We start from the raw sequence: 17,148 nt of genomic DNA, 5'->3' as shown, positions 1-17,148 counted from the left end.
GGAACACCCGATCCCGCTGAAGAATTTCCCCTCGATCAACCGCCGGACTCATGCGGAGGGTTTCGCCGTCGCCCATCGCATCACGATCGCCCCGGGCCGGCGAAACCGATAGGCGGTCGGGAGACGGGCGGGCACGATCGCGATCGGCTCGGGATCGGTCACGAAGGACGCATCCTCCGTCTGCAGGACGACCTCGCCATCGCCGGTCCCGCCGGATGGCCATCCCGGGGCCAGATCGCCCTCGCCCCGCAGTCGGATCACCGCCCGCAACTCATGACCCGTCCCGATGCCGAGCCGGAGCGCGAGGCCATCGTCGCCGACGGGCTGGGCATCGAATCCGCCATCTCGAAAGGCCGGGTCCTTCCGCAGTTCAAGCAAGGCATGGTGCAGTCGCCACACGCCCGCGTGCGGCTCGCGGTCCCGCTCGGTCCAGTCCAGGACGCCGGCGCGGAACGTCGCCTCGGCCTGGGGATCGGGGATGAGCGCGAGCCGGGCCGGATCGGCGAAGTCGCGATATTTGCGGAACTCCGTCCGCCGGCCTTCGTGGATCAGGACGCCGAGTTCTTCCTTGTGGTCGGTGAAATAGAAGAACGGCGTCGAAGCGGCCCATTCCTGCCCCATGAACAGCATCGGCGTCTCGGGGGAGCAGAGCAGGGCGGCGGTCGCGGCGCGGAAGGTGGCGGGGTCGAGGTCATGGTTCAGCCGTTCGCCGCGCCCGCGGTTGCCGATCCGATCGTGATTCTGGGTGCAGAAGATGAACCGCTGGGGCGGGATCCCGGTCGGGTCGGTGCCCCGGTATTTCTCGCGATACGCCGACCACTCGCCCCGGAAGAACCAGCCCCGGCCGATCGTGGCGGCGAGATTGGCCGTGGTCCCCTCGAAGTCTTGGTACACCCCGTCGGCGTCCCCGGTCAGATAGCACCGCATGAAGTGATGGAAGTCATCGGCCCACACCCCGTCCAGGTCCCAGCCGCCCACGGAGGCCGGGCGGACAATCATGTCCAGGTTGCGATGGTCCTCGGCCACGAAGATCAGGGTGCGGTCGGTGATCGCGGCCCGCGCCTTCGCCACGATCTCGGCGCAGAGGGGCCGATCCCCATCGACCAGCGCATGGGTCGCATCGAATCGGAAGCCGTCGAAGTGGTACTCGTGCAGCCAGTGCAGGCAGCTTTCCGCGAAGAAGGCCCGGACCATCTCCGAGCCTTCGTCCAGGAGGTTGATCGCCGGGCCCCAGGGGGTCGGCCGCCCGGGCGACGTGTAGTCTGCGCTGAAGCAGCCGGTGTAGTTGCCGTCCGGGCCGAGGTGGTTGTGGACCACGTCGAGCAGCACCGCCAGCCCCAGGGAATGCGCATGATCGACGAAGCGACGCAGGTCGTCGGTCGACCCGTAGCACCGCGCCGGCGCGAACAGGGCCACGCCGTCGTAGCCCCAGCCCCATCGGCCGGGGAAGTCGTTGAGCGGCAGGACCTCGATGGCCGTCACCCCGAGGTCCCGCAAGGCTTCGAGCCGCCCGGCCGCCGCCGCGTACGTCCCCTCGGGCGTGAAGCTGCCGATGTGCAGCTCGTAGATCGAGAGGCCGTCCCGATCCGGCCCGCGCCACACATGATCCGTCCAGGCAAACCGCGATGGATCGAGGATCTCCGAGGGGCCGTGGACCCCCTCGGGTTGCGATCGGGAGGCCGGGTCGGGGAAGGGGCCGGCCCCGTCGACCCGGTAGCGATAGCGATCTCCGACACCCGCTCGCGGCGTGATGGCGCCGAAGGTGCCGTCGTCGAATCGATCGAGCGGGATCTCCTCGGACGCCCCTTCGAGGACGACCGAGACTCGCTCGGCCCTCGGGGCCCAGACGCGGAACCGGATCCCGCCGGTTTCGGGCCAGGCCCCGAGCGAGGGTCGCCAGGGCATCACCGAGGGGCCCTGAATGCGATGATGGCCAGCGGCGGGAGGGTGAGATTCAACGACTGGTGATGGCCGTGGGCCGACACCGGCGCGGTGCTCGCACCGCCGATGTTCCCCTGGCCGCTCCCGCCGTAGAGGGGGGCATCGCCGTTGAGGATCTCTTCCCAGCGGCCGGATCGGGGGACGCCGACGCGGTAATTGTGGCGGGGGACCGGGGTGAAGTTGGCAACGAACAGCAGGAGGTCATCCCCCGAAGGCCCACGGCGGATGAAGCTCAGGACGCTCTGCTCGGCGTCGTTGGCATCCACCCAGACGAATCCCTCGGGGCTCTGCTCCAGGACATGCCAGGCCGGCTCCCCCCGATACAGGGTGTTGAGATCCCGGACCCATCGTTTCAGGCCGGAATGCATCGGGTCGTCCAGCAGGCCCCAGTCGAGCTGGCCATCATGGTCCCACTCGCGCCACTGGCCGAACTCATCCCCCATGAACAGCAGCTTCTTGCCGGGGAGGGCGTACTGGTAGCCGAGCAGGAGTCGCAAGTTGGCGAACCTCTGCCAGGTATCGCCGGGCATCTTGGCGAGGAGCGAGCCCTTGCCATAGACCACCTCGTCGTGCGACAGCGGCAGGACGAAGTTCTCCGTGTAGGCGTACAGGCCCCGGAACGTGAGCTGATTGTGGTGGTGTCGGCGGTGGATCGGATCCTTCTCGAAGTAGGACAGGGTGTCGTGCATCCAACCCAGGTCCCACTTTAGGTCGAACCCCAGCCCGCCCACGCTGGTCGGCTTCGAGACCATGGGCCAGGCGGTGGACTCCTCGGCGATGGTCAGGACGTCGGGGAAGGCGGAATGCACCTGCTCGTTGAACTTGCGGAGCAGGGCGATCGCTTCCAGGTTCTCGCGGCCCCCGAACTCGTTGGGGACCCACTCCCCCGGCTGTCGCGAGTAGTCGCGATAGAGCATCGACGCCACCGCATCCACCCGGAGCCCGTCGATGTGATATTTGTCGAGCCAGAACAGGGCATTAGCGATCAGGAAGTTGACCACCTGCGGGCGGCCGAAGTTGAAGATCGCCGTGTTCCAGTCCTTGTGCAACCCCTGGCGCGGGTCCGAATGCTCATAGAGATGGGTCCCGTCGAAGTAGCCCAGGCCGTGCTCGTCCCGGGGGAAGTGCGCCGGGACCCAGTCGAGGATGACCCCGATCCCCTTCGCGTGGAGGGCGTCGATGAAGCCCATGAACTCGTCGGGCGTGCCGAAGCGGCTGGTGGGCGCGAAGTAGGCGGTGACCTGATAGCCCCAGCTCCCGTCGAACGGATGCTCGGCGATCGGCATCAGCTCGACGTGGGTGAAGCCCATCCGGAGCACGTAGTCGGCGAGCTTCTCGGCCAGCTCGGCATAGGTCAGCCATCGGTGGTCCGGCCCGCGCATCCAGGAGCCGAGATGCACCTCATAGATCGACTGCGGGGCGCCCGACGCCTGGACCGCCGCCCGGTTGGCCATCCATTCTTGGTCCTTCCAGGCATAGGCGTCGAGGTCGGCGACGCGGGATGCCGTGCCGGGACGAACTTCTGCGGCGAACGCGTAGGGGTCGGCCTTGTCCGCCCTGTAGTCGCCCACCGCCGAGGTCATCGCATATTTGTAGGCCATGCCCGGCCCGACCCCGGGGATGAATCGCTCCCAGAGGCCGGAATGGCCGAGGCGGGACATCGGGTCGGCATCGGGATGCCAGTCGTTGAACGGCCCGATCACGCCGACCGCCCTGGCGTTAGGGGCCCAGACCACGAACCGGGTCCCGGAGACTCCATCCCGCTCCACCAGGTGCGCGCCCAGCTTGTCGTACGACCGCCAGTGATTGCCCTCGGCCAGCAGGTGGAGGTCGAAGTCGCCGATGTCCGTCGCGGATGAGGACGGCTTGCGGGTCGTTTCGGCGGGCGGGGATGAAGTCGAAGCGGCCGGGGGGATCAAAGCGGCGATTCCTTGCAACGGGATGCGGACCCAGTCGGGACGGTTGTTGAGTTCGTAGAGCAGTTCGTACAGCGCCTTGTCGAGCAACTGGGCGTCGAGCAAGGCCGACAGGGCGGATCGATCGGCGGGCAGGAACGATGCGCCCTCGGCCACGTCGAGGTAGGAGCGGAGGAAGGATGCCGAGACCCAGGACCGCCACGCTTTGGCCCAGGGGGCGAGGGCCTCGAACGAGCCGGGGTACTCGGCCTCGTGCGCGAACAAGGCGGCGAAGGCGGCGTAGTCGAACGACCGGATCATGCCGACCACGTCCTTGAGCGGGATCTGCTTGGCCACCCGCCGGGCGAACGGCTTGGCCGGCTCCCCCTCGAAGTCGAGGATCACGAAGTCGTCGTCGGTCCGCAGGACCTGGCCGAGATGGTAATCGCCGTGGACCCGGATCCGGGTCGAATCGACGTTCAGGCCCGGCAGGGCGTCGAGTTTGGCGAGCAGGGAGGGCCCGCCGGCCAGGACGCCGGTCGCCTGTTCTTTCGCCTCGGCCGGCAGCCGGTCGAAGGTCGATCGCAGGGCGTCCAGGGCGGTCTCGACCTGGGTCCGGATCTCCCCGGCCAGTTCGGCGAGGTCGGATGGTTCCAGCCGGGCCGGCGCGAACGCCGGGTCATCCGGGTCGCTGGCCATGGCCCGATGCAGCTCGGCGGTCCGTCGGCCCAGGGTCGCGGCATCCTTGAGATAAGAGCCGATCGCGTCGGCGACCTCGGCCGGGGGCTCGGTTCCGGCCAGTTCGGTCCAGGACAGGCCCTCGGCGGCCGGAACGCTGGATCCGGACGGGATACGCCGGTAGAAATCCCCCAGTTCCCGAAGGGCATGCTCCCAGCCGGTCCCCTGATTCGGGACGAGCCCCTGGAGGATGCCGATCATCAAGGGCTGGCCGCCGTCCTGCTCCGACTCGAAGATCAGGGCCCCGGCCGTCCGGGGGATGGCGTGGAAGTCGGTCCGCTCGGACAGGAACCGGCCGATCTCGAAGTCCGGATTGATGCCGGGTTCGAGGCGGCGGAAGATCTTGAGGATCAGGCGATCGCCATAGATCACCGCCGAGTTACTCTGCTCGGCCGTCCCGCCCCGCGCCGGCAATGGCTTCGCATCGTCCCCGCGGGCGGCCGCGAATGCCGAGGTCGAGCTGGCTTGCAAGGTCCCCGCGGACCCTCGGAAGGATCGGCCCTCGGCGATCGCTTCCAGCAAGGCCTGCCCGACCCCGGGCTGGGACAGGCTATCGACCACCAGGACCGGCCCCCCCTTGGAGCGATCCAGGCGTCCGATCGAGGGGCCGGGCCGATCCCGCGAGAAGACCTCGGCCTCGGCGCCGAACATCAGGCCCAGGGGAAGGAAGTAGCGATCCGTCCCCCCGTCGTTGAACGTGACCGAGATCAGGGCGAGCCGGGTCGTCTCGGGCAGGCCCGGCCCCCCGACCGCATCGACGATCCGGACCCGATCGATGGGCCGGGCCTTGCCGGCGAACCATCGCTGCCGGTTGAGGAAGGGAGGGAGCAGATCCCTTTCCAGGACCTGGCGGGCTTCGCCTTCCAGCAAGGCATCCCACCCGCGTCTGATTGGCGCAACCGACATCGTTCCCTGACCCCCCAGGCCAATCACACGAAATAGTCGAAATCCCGCTCGTTTTTCACCTTGCGTCGGACCCGGAAGATATGGGCCGGGACCGTGAACGGATCGAGCCGGACGTAATTCCATTCGCCATGCCACAGGTATCGGGCATCGCTGAGCAGGTCGTGGACCTGGTAGTCGGACCCCAGGCCCAGTTCCTCGGTGGGGAGGCGGAGCCAACCCGACTGGGCATGGTGCGGGTTCAGGTTCACGACCACGATGATGATGTTGGACAGGTCGGCCGTGGCCTTCCCATAAACGATCATCTCATCGTTGTCGATGTGGTAGAACCGCAGGTTGCGATCCTGGTGGAGGGCCGGATTCTCGCGGCGGATCGTATTGACCCGGGCGATGAAGTCCCGCAGATTCCCCGGGGCATCCAGGTCCCAGTGGCGGATCTGGTATTTCTCCGAGTCGAGATATTCCTCCGAGCCCGGCTTCCAGGCCTGGCCCACGCACTGTTCGAAGGGCGGGCCATAGATGCCGTAGGTGGCGCCCAGGGTCGCCGCCAGGACGAGCCGGAGCTGGAAGCCGGGGCGGCCGCCGACCTGGAGAGACTCGTGGAGGATGTCGGGGGTGTTGGCGAACAGATTCGGCCGCATGTACTCGACGGAATCGGTCTGGGTCAATTCCGTGAAATACTCGGTGATCGGCCCCTTGGCGGTTCGCCAGGTGAAGTAGCTGTAGGACTGGGGATACCCGCCCTTGGCCAGCCTCTTCATGATCTTGGGCCGGGTGAAGGCCTCGGCCAGGAAGATCGTGTCGGGGTGCCGCTGGCGGACCTGATCGATGACCCAGTCCCAGAATCGGAACGGCTTGGTGTGGGGGTTGTCGACCCGGAAGATGTTAACCCCGTGCCCGATCCAGAACAGGAAGATGTCCCGCATCTCGGCGTAGAGGGCCTCCCAGTCGTCCGACTCGAAATCGATCGGATAGATATCCTGGTACTTCTTGGGTGGGTTCTCCGCGTATTTGATCGTCCCGTCGGGACGATGGCGGAACCACTCGGGGTGTTCCTTGACGTAGGGATGGTCGGGAGAGCACTGGAACGCGATATCCAGCGCGATCTCGATGCCGAGTTTCTTGGCCGCCGCGACCAGATGGTCGAAGTCTTCGAAGGTGCCGAGTTGGGGGTGGACCGACTTGTGGCCCCCCTCCGGGCCGCCGATCGCCCACGGGCTGCCCGGATCATCGGGGCCGGGCGTCAGGGTGTTGTTCGGACCCTTGCGGAACGACCGCCCGATCGGGTGGATGGGCGGCAGATAAAGGACGTCGAAACCCATGCTGGCCACATAGGGCAGGCGGGCTTCCACGTCCTTGAACGTGCCGTGCTGGCCGGGGACCGGGGACGCCGAGCGGGGGAACATCTCGTACCAGGCGCCATAGCGGGCGCGCTCACGCTCGATCAGGACCAGCAGGGTCCGATCGTAGGTCGCACCCCGGCTCCGGTCCGGGTACCGATCCATGATGGCCGAGAGTTCCGGGTCGAGCGCCGCGGCGATCCGGCCGCCCTGTTCGCCGCCTCGCGCCAGCACATCGGCCCTCGACTTCAACCAGGCCGCATCATTCCCCTTGGCCCGGGCGGAACCCGCTCGGACGAGTTCCGCGCCTTCGAGGAGTTCGCTGGCCACGTCCTGCTGGGCCTCGGCCTTCTTGCCCAGCTCCTTGTGCCAGGAATCGAAGCGGTCGACCCACGCTTCAATCGTGTATTCGATCCGTCCCCGTCCCTCGACCCGGAACGATCCGGTCCATCGGTCGTTCGTCAGCAGGGTGAGCGGCGTTTCCGACCACTCCGGCGACCCGACCGCCCGGTACTTGACCACCGCGCGGACCACATCATGCCCTTCGGCGAAGATGTCGGCGGAGACCACCACGTCTTCGCCCGGGGTCCGCTTGATCGGGAATCGTCCTTGATCGATCTCGGGGGAGACCCCCTCGATGATGACCCGAGATGGGGCCAGTCGGCCCCCCGTTCCACCTACCGCCGTCATGACGCACCCTCGGGTTGCCGGATCTTCGGGGCACGCTCGGCCCGTCCAATCTCCGCATCATCTTCGAGCCGATGGGCGGGTGCAACAAGCATGCCGCCCGCCGAACATCACGCGTCGAGATCATCCTCCGGATCCCCGGACGTCAGCGGACGGGCCACCGATTCCAGGGATGCCCCCTCGGCCTTGACCCCGAAGATCAGCGTCACCACCACGGCGACCGCGAGCAGCAGCGACGCGAAGAGGTAGCCATAGAACAGGAACATGCGCGACTTGGTGCCGATCAGGTAGCCGAACAGCCACGGGGCGGCCGTACCGCCCACGGCCGTCCCGGCCGAGTAGAACAGGGCGATCGCCATGCCCCGCATCTCCAGCGGGAAGACCTCGCTCACCGTCAGGTAGGCCGAGCTGGACGCCGCCGAGGCGAAGAAGAAAATCACCGACCACAGGGCCGTCTGCGTCGTCGCGGTCAGGTAATCGTTGGCGAACAGCCACCCGGTCGCGGCGAGCAGGATCGCCGAGATCGAATAGGTGGCCGCGATCATCGGCTTGCGTCCCACCGTGTCGAACAGGTGGCCCATCAGGATCGGCCCAAGGAAGTTACCCACGGCGAACGGCACGATGTAAAGCCCGGTGCGATCGGCGGGCACCATGTAGAAATTGGTCAGGACCAGCGCATAGGTGAAGAAGATGGCGTTATAGAGGAACGCCTGGGAAATCATCAGCGTGAGGCCGAGCGTGGTGCGTCCCGGATAGGTGTGCACCATCGTCCGGGCAATCTCCCCGAAGCCGATCGCCGGCCGTGGTTTGACGGTGATCGTGCCTTGGGGCGGGTCGAGCGTCTTGCCTTCCCCGGTCAGGTGGGCCTCGATCTCGGTCACCACACGATCCGCCTCATCGGGCTGGCCGTGTGTCATCAGCCATCGCGGGCTCTCCGGGACGTGATTGCGGTAGAAGATGATGATCAGGCCGAGCGCGGCCCCGATCCCGAACCCGACGCGCCAGCCCACGTCGACGGCAAAGTATCGGGGGTCCAGCAGGACCAGCGTCGACAGGGCCCCGATCGCGGCGCCGATCCAATAAGTGCCATTGATGGCGAGGTCGACGCGGCCCCGGACCCGTGCCGGGATCAGTTCATCGATCGCCGAGTTGATCGCCGAGTATTCGCCCCCGATGCCCGCCCCGGTCAGGAATCGGAAGAAGGCGAAGCTCCAGAAGTCCCAGGCGAAGGCCGTCAGGATCGCGGAGACCAGGTAGAGGCCCAGCGTGGCCGTGAACAGCTTCTTGCGGCCGAGCCGGTCGGTCAGGTAGCCGAAGCCCAGCGACCCGAAGACGGCTCCGATGAGATAGGACGTTCCCAAGGCTCCGATCTGGTCCGGCGTGAAGTGGAGGCTGCGGCGATCCTGGAGAACGCCCCCTACCGATCCGATCAGCGTCACTTCCAGCCCGTCGATGATCCAGGTCACGCCAAGCGCAATCACGACCCGCCAGTGCCAACCGCCCCAGGGAAGCCGGTCCATACGCGCGGGGACGTCGGATTTGAATGGGCGTGCAAACTCGGTAGGGACCACAGTCATTGGATCAGGCCTCGGAATGACACAACCCGGGGGATCGCTTGGGGCCGGAACCGAAGCACAGTCCATGCCAGGTAAAAAATGACACGACCGTGACGAGGCCGTTTGGAAAGTTCTACAACGGATGGTAGGGGTTACAACGGATCGTCCGAAGATCGGGCGTCGAAAAACATGGACGTTCCGGTCTTGAAAAATCTAAATCGCTATCGCTTAATATTTTGCGCAGAATGAACCGGATCTTTCTTTGAAGCTTCTATGGGATGGCCCGCCATGTGCTTGTTAACAGCGTCGTCGCCCCTCCGCAGTTTATTGCACTCCATAAATATCTTAACGCTCGGTACGACCCCTCGATCGTGTCAAGCCCCGGCCTGACACACTCTCTCGGCGTGACGGATGGCGATCGTTGGTGAGTCGTCACGGAAGACGACCGCTCCAAACGCCGAACAAGGAGGTTCGCTCATGGTCGTAGCCAAAGCGGTCGCCCGAGGGGTACTGATTTTCGGACTGGTCGGGTCCGCCGCACACGCGGCTCCCATCCTGACCCTGGCCACCACCTCATCGATCTCCTCGGGCGGTTCGACCGTCTCGTATGCCCCGAGATACGCCTCGCCCGTTCTCGGCCTCACCCTCGGCACGACCAATCCCTCCGCCTACACTCCGGCCCCGACGACGTCCACGCCCCCCCTTCGGATCGCCGTCTCGTCCCCGGTGGTCGCCGCCCCGGCTCCGGCTCCAGCTCCGGCGATGCTGATCCAGGCCGCCGCCCCGGTTGCGGCTCCGGCTCCGGTGGTGGCACCGGCCCCGGTCATGTTGGCTCGGCAGGCCCCCCCGGCGGAGGTCACCACATTCTCCGCCCCCGTGCCGATCGGCCAGGCGACCGCCGATGCATTCCTGAATCTGGGGGGTGGCCCGTACGCCGCCGAAGCGGCCGTGACCCGGGGCGGTGCGCAGGTTTGGTGGAACAGCCCCCAGGTCAATCGCCTGTTCGGCGGCCCGCCCAACGACGTGGCCCGCACCAACTTCGAGGGGTTGGTGAAGAGCCGGGTCGAGCGGACCTTCGCCCTCTCCAACGTGCCGATCGACCTCACGACCGACCGCCGCGTGCCCGCTGCCCACACCCTCAGCCTGGTCTCCAACACCGCGAACCCCCAGATGCCCGAAGCCATCGGGATGACCCAGGTCGGCGGCGACGGATTCACCTTCATCGATCAGGCGGGGCGGGCCGCGAACAACGTCGATCAGCTGGCCTGGATCGTCGCCCACAACCTCGCCCACGAGCTGATGCTGGCCTTCGGAGTGCCGGAAGTGCACGACGCCACCGGCAACTTCATCGATGCCCGCAACGCCAGCTGGCGGATGATGACCGACCCCAATGCGGTCTTCAGCGAATCGGCGGTCCGCGACCTCCTGAGCCGGGACTTCAAGGCCAAGAACAACAGCCTGCTCCTGGCCGCCCAGTTCGTCGATCCGGCCCCCGTCCCGGAGCCGACGACCATCGCCCTGTGGTCGGCCTCCGCCACCGCCCTCCTCTTCCTCCGGGCTCGCCGGGGGAGGAAGTCGGCCGACGCCTGATCCGACGGTCAAGCTCGAGCGGACGGGCCGCGATGGGCCATTTCGATCAGACGCTGGGATGCTTCCTTGATTTGCAGCAGGTCGTCCAGATACTCGCCGCGATCGAGGTCGCGGTGATCCGAGGGGATCGTCTCCAGGCGATTGCAACTCCGGACGATCGCATCGGCCGGGCCGGCCAGGCGGACCGCCAGGAGCGCATAGTCGAGCCTCTGATCGGGGGCCGGGTCCCGGGGCAAGATGTCCTCGATCACGTCGAGGACTCGCCGGCCCTCATCGAACAGCGACCGGAGGTCGATCAGCTGCTCGCGGGCGTCGCGCATCCGGGCCGAATCGATCAGGAGCGAGCAGTACCCGAGGATGTGATTCACCGGCGTCAGCAGGTCGTGGCGAAACCGGGCCCCGGGGTCGACCTCGCCTGGCTCGGATCGATCGGGAAGGTTCATGCTCAATCCCCATGCGGGAGGGTGGCCCGGATCTTGGCCAGCAACCGGGCGAGTTCCACGGGCTTGCTATCGTAGTCGTCGCACCCGGCCTCGATGGCCCGTTCGCGATCCCCGGACATCGCGTGGGCCGACAGTGCGATGATCGGGATGGCCTGGGTCTGCGGGTCAGCCTTGAGGCGACGGGTCGCTTCCCACCCGTCGATCTCCGGCAGGCTGAGGTCCATCAGGATCAGGTCGAACGAGCCGAGCCGGGCCGCCTCCAGCCCTCGCAGGCCATCCGCGGCCATCTCGACCTCGAATCCGTAGCGACGCAGCCGGCGCGAGAGCATGTCTCGGTTCAACTCGTTGTCCTCGACGAGCAAAATCCTTGCCATGACCGCGGCGGCTCCAATCCGGACCGTCATGGGGAAGTCCCGCCCACCGGCGTGGCGTCGACCTCGGCCCGACGGCGGCCCTCCGGGTGAGGCCGGGGGCTATCGAACTTCGGCGCCGATCGCGACGGGGGATCTTCCGGCTGATCCGCGACGGCCCGGGCCGGGACGACTTCGGTGGGGAGGAAGATCGAGAAGGTCGAACCCCGGTCGGGCTGGCTCTCCACCTCGATCCTCCCACCCATCATCTCGCAAAATCGCCTCGTGATCGTCAGCCCGAGCCCCGTCCCGCCGTATTTCCTCGTGGTCGAGGCATCGGCCTGGGTGAACGGCCGGAACAGGCGACCGATCTCGTCGGGCGACATCCCGATCCCGTTGTCGATCACGCTCATGGTGAGCTGGCCGTTCTCCGGGTCGCCGGACCGGGAGACGCGGAGGATGATCGTCCCTTTCTCCGTGAACTTGACCGCGTTGCTCAACAGGTTCAGCAGCGACTGGCGGACCTTGGTCGCATCGGCCCGGATCAGGCCGAGGTCGTCCGGGCAGTCGATCACCAGGGAATTGCCCGCCTTGGCGGCGATCGGCCCGATCGTGCTCGCGACCCCGCGCACCAGTTCGCTGATGTCGAACGATTCGAGGAACAGGTCCATCCTGCCCGCCTCGATCTTGCTCAGGTCGAGGACGTCGTTGATCAGGGCGAGGAGATGCTTGCCCGCGCCCCGGATCCGCTCCAGGTCGGGGATGAACTCCTCGCGGCCGATCTCGCGGCAATCCTCCTCCAGCATCTCGCTGTAGCCGATGATCGCGTTCAAGGGCGTGCGCAGCTCGTGGCTCATGTTGGCCAGGAAGGAACTCTTGGCGCGGCTGGCCATCTCGGCCGCTTCCTTGGCGGCGCGGAGGGCTTCCTCCGCCTCCTTCCGCTCGGTGATGTCGGTGACCACGCCGACGAAGTGGGACACCGAGCAATCGCCGCGCAAGACCGGGGCGACCGACAGGCTGATCCAGAAGGCTGTCCCGTCTCTCCGGTACGAGAGCATCTCGACCGACGTTTCGTGGCGGTCCTGGAACGCCTGATGGAGCCGATCCTTGGCGGTCGCATCGGTCAGCGGCCCGAACAGGATCCCGATGTCCCGACCCTCGACCTCCTCCTGCGAATAGCCGGTGAGGCGCTCGAAGGCATCATTGACATAGATGATTGGCTCGTCGGAACGGGCCGGGTCGGTGATGAAGATGCCCTGGGCGATCGCCTGGAGGGCCCGGTCGCGGAGCCTCATCGCGACCTCGGCCTGGCGCTTCGGGGCGATGTCGACGAACGTGACCACGGCCCCCTGGGTCTCCCCCTCCTTGCGGATCGGGTGGGCTCGGTATTCGACCGGGAACGGCGTCCCGTCGGTGCGCCAGAACATCTCCTCCTCGCCGAGGACGCCCTGCCCGGTGAGCAACGCCTTATCGATCGAGCAGGCGCAGCCGCCCGGGGTCTTCCCCTCCGCGCACTTCTGGTGGATCAGGTCGTGCATGTTCCGGCCGAGCACTTCCGACGGGTCGGCGAATCCGAGCAAGTCGAGCGCCGCCGGGTTGCAGAACGTGCACCGGCCCCCCGCATCGACCCCGTAGACCCCCTCGCCCGCGGATTCGAGGAGGAGCCGGACCCGGGTCTCGCTCTCCTGGAGCGTCCGCTCGGCTCGCGATCGTTCCGCCAGGTAGCGACGCACCAGGACATAGATCAAACCGGTCAGCAGCAGGGACAGGGTCGATGCGACCGAGAAGGTCGCCATCGCGCTATAGATCCCGTTCGGCCGCCGCGAGAGCCGTTCCTCCACGAGCCGGGACTCGGAGTTGTGGATCTCGGTGACCAGGCGGGTCATCGCCTCCAGGCCCATGTGGGACCGGCCGCCGGTCGCCCAGGGGGTCCGGGCCCGAAGTCCCGTCTTTCGTGCCAGCTCCATCGCCGCGCGATGGGGTCGAGGGTCATGAATGTGGGAACGGGCAAGGGCATCGAGCCGGGCGACCTTCTCGGAAAGCTTGGGGTCGTCGGCCGTCAGCTCGATGAGGAAGTCGATCTTCTGGATGATCTGCTCGGCCGATTCTTCGAATTCCTCCAGCTCGGCCGGGTCCCCGCCGTTGATGTAGAGCCGGCGGGCCGTCTCCGCATCGCGGAGTTCCGAGGCGATCTCGTCGACTTCGTCGAGGATCGCGCGGGCCTTCACGACGCGATGGCTGCTCACCATCATGTCGCCCAGGATGCGATAGGAGATCAGGGCGTTGCCGGCGAGGACGATCAGGACCAGCCCGAAGCCCCAGAGCAACTTGCGCTCGGTGATCCGGCTCTTCGCGACGACCACGGTCGCGGCGTCCTCGTAGGGGGCTCGCTCGTCCGTCATGTGCCGAGGCCCTCTTCGCGTTGTCGAACTTCCACGGCCAGTAGGGACACGTCGTCACGCATGCTTTCCCCCTGGCACCATCGCTCGACGTCGGCCATGATCGCGGCCACCGCATCGCCGAGCGGCTCGCCGCGATGGGCCTCGATCGCCGCCATCAGCCGTTCCTGTCCATAGGGCTGGTTCCGGAGGTCGGGGGCGTCGGGGATGCCGTCGGAGTAAAGGAAAAGGCGATCGCCAACCTTCAGGTCCACGGCATGCTCCTGGTACGGGATCTCGGCCAGACCGACCGGGAAACCGCGCCCCGCCAGGATCCGCGGGGACGAGTCGGCGGGCAGGTGAATCGGGCCGGGGTGCCCGGCGAGGGTGTAGCGCAAGGTGCCGGCCTTGGTATCCAGGATGCCGAAGGCCAGGGTCGAATATTGCTCGGCCGTGGACTCGAAGGGGAAGAGCCGGTTCAAGCGTCCCGCGACCTCCGAGGCCGAGAGGATCTCGTGACGTTCGGGCCCGTCGCCGCCCCGGATCAGGATCGAGGAGGCGTCGGCCGGCGACGAGAGCAGCCGCGCCAGGCTCACCGACATCATCGAGGCCGCGACGCCGTGGCCGCTCACGTCGAGGACGTAGAGCGCCACGCGGTGCCCATCCAACGCGATCGCATTCAGGCCGTCGCCGGCCAGTTCGTCGCATGGGCGGAATGCCCAGGCCACGTCGAGCCCGGGCAGGTCCGGGCTGGGGTGGGGCAGCAACGCCTCCTGGACCCGGGCGGCGGCGCGGAGGTCGCGCGACATCCTCTCATTGGCCCGCTCCAACTCCCGATTCCGATCCGACAGCTGCCGCTCCAGTTCCCGGACCTGATCGACGGCGCGCTTCAACTCGACCTGGGAACGGACCCGGGCGGCGACCACCGGGAAATCGAGCGGCTTGGTCACGTAATCGTTCGCGCCCGACCCGAGCGCCCGGATTACATCCTCGCTCTCGTCCTTGGCGGTGGCCATGATGACCGGCAACGCCGTGGGGGGATGGGCCTCGCGGATCTTCGCAAGGACCTCGAAGCCATCCAGCCCCGGCATCATCACGTCGAGCAAGACGACGTCGAATGGCCGGGCGGCGACGAGGTCCAACGCCCGCTGGCCGTCCGCGCCCACCTCGACGTCATAGCCCAGGCGTCGCAAACGTCGCGACAGGATGTCGCGGTTATTCGCGTCGTCGTCGACGACCAGGACCGAACCCAACCGATTGGTCATTGGACCCCTTCGACCCCTCGGGCCCTGCCATCTGCCCCGACGCGTTCGTCCCCCATCCCTGACATCTTACGCGTGGACCATCCGGGGAGAAAGTCGCCGTCCGAATCCTGCTCCCTTGACGTCCGTGGCATAGAATGACCTGTACCGCACAGCACGCCCGCACGGGAGATCTGGCCATGAGCGTCCGCGATCGCGTCCCCCATCCCGACCGCTTCGAAAACGAGGAAGATTGGCTCGACCAGTATGACGACGATCCGATCGACGCCCGCCATGAATCGTCCCACGATCGCGCCGAGGCCGTCTCGCTCGATGACCTCGGGCTGGATTGGACCAACATGGAACGCCACGATCGCCTCGAAATCGACCTGGACCACAGTGATGACGCCGACGAGTCCGGCGACGACGAGATCGCGGCCTGAGGCGGTTCAACCACCCCGACAGAGGTCGGTGGGGCCCGCGAGGATCGACGGCCCGGGTTGCGGACGATCTGGGGCGAGGGGGCAGCGACCCGATCGTCCCTTGAGGTGATCGATGGGACCGGCTATCGTTCGGGTTGTTGAACAACCGACTCCGATGCCGAAGGCCGGTCCCGGGAACGATCATGATCCATCTCCTCGGCCCCCGAACGTCCCTGTGCGACGGGCTCAATCGCCGGGAGATCCTCCGCCTGGGGAGCCTGGGACTGGCGGGGGGTGGGTTGTCGCTGGCCCATCTCCAGGCCGCGGGCGCCGGCACCCGCCCCGATCGGTCCGAGTCTGGGAGTTCGTTCGGCCGGGCCAAATCCTGCATCGTCCTGTTCCTGATGGGCGGCCCGCCCCAGCATTCGACCTGGGACCCCAAGCCCGACGCCCCGGCGGAGATCCGCGGCGAGTTCGGGCCGATCGCCACGGCCGTGCCCGGCATCCGGTTCGGATCGATCCTGCCGGGCATGGCGAAGGTTGCGGACAAGCTCTGCATCCTCCGGGCGGTGAGCACCCGCGATAATGCCCACTCCTCCAGCGGCTATTACATGCTCACGGGCAACCCGCACCAGCCCATGAACGTGGAGAACGCCAACCCGGGGGCACCCAACGATTGGCCCGGCCTGGGTGCCCTGGTCGGGCAGGTCTCGCCCGCCCGCGGCACCTTGCCCCCGGCGATCACCCTGCCGCACCGGATTTCTAACACCGATGGGAGCGTTTGGCCCGGCCAGGATGCCGGGTTCCTCGGCCGCGCCAGCGACCCCTGGCTCCTGAACGTCAAGCCGGGCTCGGCCGGGGGCGAGGCGGTCGCCGAGATCGCACTGCCCGAAGGACTTGGGCCCGATCGCGTCGGTCGCCGCCGCGACCTCCTCGACCGCCTAGGGCATGCCCTCGAACAGATCGACCGGAGCCCCGTCGGCACGGCCTTCGACGAGCACACCCGCCGGGCTTTCGGCGTCCTGGCCTCCGCCGAGGCCCGCGCCGCCTTCCAGATCGACCGGGAGGACGACGCGACCCGGGATCGGTATGGCCGGACCCCCTTCGGGGAAGGGGTGTTGCAGGCCCGTCGGATGGTCGAGGCCGGGGTCCGCCTCGTCCAGGTGAACTGGTATCGGGGCGTCGACGAGCCCCCGGCCAACCCCTGCTGGGATAGCCACGCCAACGAAGCATCGCGGCTCCGGGACAATCTGGGCCCGCCCATGGATCGCGCCTTCTCGGCCCTCGTCGAGGACCTGGACCGTCGCGGCAGGCTGGACGAGACCCTGGTCGTCTGCATGGCCGAGTTCGGGCGGACCCCTCGCATCGACGCCAACGGCGGCCGCGGCCACTGGGGGCCCGTCTTCTCGATCGCCATGGCCGGCGGCGGCGTGCGCGGAGGCCAGGTCCACGGCTCCTCCGACAAGATCGGCGCCTACCCGAAGGAAGGGCTGGTCCGGCCGGAAGACCTGGCCGCGACGATCTTCCATTGCCTGGGGCATGCCCCCGATTCGGAATACCGCGACCCGCTGGGCCGACCCCTTCCTCTCAGCCGCGGCGAGGTGATCCGGGCCATCTTGTAAATCGGGCCGAACGACCGAATCGTCACGAAAGTTGGTTGAATT

At 67.2% G+C, this 17,148-nt stretch carries 11 protein-coding genes; 3 read left to right on the top strand and 8 right to left on the bottom strand.

The features are described 5' to 3' along the window. Window positions 1-48: 48 nt before the first annotated feature. The 4 genes from treZ to TA3x_RS22915 form a co-directional block, all read right to left on the bottom strand. Window positions 49-1,905: a malto-oligosyltrehalose trehalohydrolase gene (gene treZ / locus TA3x_RS22930; protein WP_435017000.1), complete on the bottom strand. Its 1,857-nt coding sequence runs from the start codon at window positions 1,903-1,905 to the stop codon at window positions 49-51. Then, window positions 1,905-5,480 (bottom strand): 1,4-alpha-glucan branching protein GlgB, encoded by a 3,576-nt coding sequence (glgB, locus tag TA3x_RS22925; protein WP_435016999.1) that lies wholly within the window; start codon window positions 5,478-5,480, stop codon window positions 1,905-1,907. The genes treZ and glgB overlap by 1 nt, the downstream gene beginning before the upstream one ends. Window positions 5,481-5,503: 23 nt before the next feature. After that, the gene (locus TA3x_RS22920) at window positions 5,504-7,507 is read right to left on the bottom strand and encodes an alpha-1,4-glucan--maltose-1-phosphate maltosyltransferase (RefSeq protein ID WP_435016998.1); all 2,004 of its coding nucleotides are present in this window, start codon (window positions 7,505-7,507) and stop codon (window positions 5,504-5,506) included. A gap of 107 nt (window positions 7,508-7,614) precedes the next feature. Continuing rightward, window positions 7,615-9,081 (bottom strand): MFS transporter, encoded by a 1,467-nt coding sequence (locus TA3x_RS22915; RefSeq protein WP_435016997.1) that lies wholly within the window; start codon window positions 9,079-9,081, stop codon window positions 7,615-7,617. Between the two features lie 456 nt (window positions 9,082-9,537). Between TA3x_RS22915 and TA3x_RS22910 the strand changes: the two genes are divergently transcribed. Further along, window positions 9,538-10,650, top strand: coding sequence for a hypothetical protein (locus TA3x_RS22910; RefSeq protein WP_435016996.1), 1,113 nt, complete (start codon window positions 9,538-9,540; stop codon window positions 10,648-10,650). 8 nt (window positions 10,651-10,658) lie between these two features. Here the strand turns inward: TA3x_RS22910 and TA3x_RS22905 are convergent, their stop codons facing one another. From TA3x_RS22905 to TA3x_RS22890, 4 genes are read right to left on the bottom strand one after another with little or no spacing between them, the layout of a single operon-like run. After that, the gene (locus tag TA3x_RS22905) at window positions 10,659-11,093 is read right to left on the bottom strand and encodes a hypothetical protein (RefSeq protein WP_435016995.1); all 435 of its coding nucleotides are present in this window, start codon (window positions 11,091-11,093) and stop codon (window positions 10,659-10,661) included. Window positions 11,094-11,095: 2 nt separating this feature from the next. Next, window positions 11,096-11,467 (bottom strand): response regulator, encoded by a 372-nt coding sequence (locus tag TA3x_RS22900; RefSeq protein ID WP_435016994.1) that lies wholly within the window; start codon window positions 11,465-11,467, stop codon window positions 11,096-11,098. Between the two features lie 26 nt (window positions 11,468-11,493). Next, window positions 11,494-13,845 carry a PAS domain S-box protein gene (locus TA3x_RS22895; RefSeq protein WP_435016993.1) on the bottom strand — a complete coding sequence of 784 codons (2,352 nt, stop codon included), beginning with the start codon at window positions 13,843-13,845 and terminating at the stop codon, window positions 11,494-11,496. Then, on the bottom strand, window positions 13,842-15,086 hold the full coding sequence (locus TA3x_RS22890) for a PP2C family protein-serine/threonine phosphatase (RefSeq protein WP_435016992.1): 1,245 nt from the start codon (window positions 15,084-15,086) through the stop codon (window positions 13,842-13,844). The genes TA3x_RS22895 and TA3x_RS22890 overlap by 4 nt, the downstream gene beginning before the upstream one ends. A gap of 176 nt (window positions 15,087-15,262) precedes the next feature. Between TA3x_RS22890 and TA3x_RS22885 the strand changes: the two genes are divergently transcribed. Both TA3x_RS22885 and TA3x_RS22880 read left to right on the top strand, forming a co-directional pair. Next, complete coding sequence (locus tag TA3x_RS22885) at window positions 15,263-15,505, top strand: hypothetical protein (protein ID WP_435016991.1); 243 nt, start codon at window positions 15,263-15,265, stop codon at window positions 15,503-15,505. A 182-nt stretch (window positions 15,506-15,687) separates the two neighbouring features. After that, the gene (locus tag TA3x_RS22880) at window positions 15,688-17,106 is read left to right on the top strand and encodes a DUF1501 domain-containing protein (RefSeq protein WP_435016990.1); all 1,419 of its coding nucleotides are present in this window, start codon (window positions 15,688-15,690) and stop codon (window positions 17,104-17,106) included. Window positions 17,107-17,148 lie beyond the last annotated feature (42 nt).

Origin of the sequence: Tundrisphaera macrotermitis, from assembly GCF_051175315.1 — a bacterium.
Classification (GTDB): Bacteria; Planctomycetota; Planctomycetia; order Isosphaerales; family Isosphaeraceae; genus Tundrisphaera.
Note: the sequence above shows the minus strand (reverse complement) of the source record. Positions and strands in the feature narration are given on the sequence as shown.